Below are 268 nucleotides of genomic sequence, written 5' to 3'. Positions count from 1 at the left end.
AACGTAATCGGTTTGCATTAGTGACTACAGTAAGCGATGATAAAGCCATTGCCGCGCCAGCTACGACTGGGTTTAGTAGTAAACCAAAAAACGGATACAACAGCCCTGCAGCAATCGGAATACCCGCAATGTTATAAATAAACGCCCCAAACAAATTTTGTTTAATATTAGTTATGGTTGCGCCACTAATTGCAATGGCATGTGCAAGACCATGAAGTGAGCCTCGCATCAGCGTTATATCCGCACTTTCAATAGCTACATCTGTGCC

General features: G+C 43.3%; 1 pseudogene. It reads right to left on the bottom strand.

Features of this window, described 5'->3' with window-relative positions:
* Window positions 1–268: pseudogene (gene copA, locus SB751_RS31030) on the bottom strand (Cu+ exporting ATPase); the annotation flags it as partial.

It is taken from the genome of Cupriavidus sp. SIMBA_020, from assembly GCF_046535395.1.
Lineage (GTDB): Bacteria > Pseudomonadota > Gammaproteobacteria > Burkholderiales > Burkholderiaceae > Cupriavidus > Cupriavidus campinensis.
The sequence above is the reverse complement of the archived record's forward strand: the minus strand, read 5'-3'. Positions and strand labels throughout refer to the sequence as shown.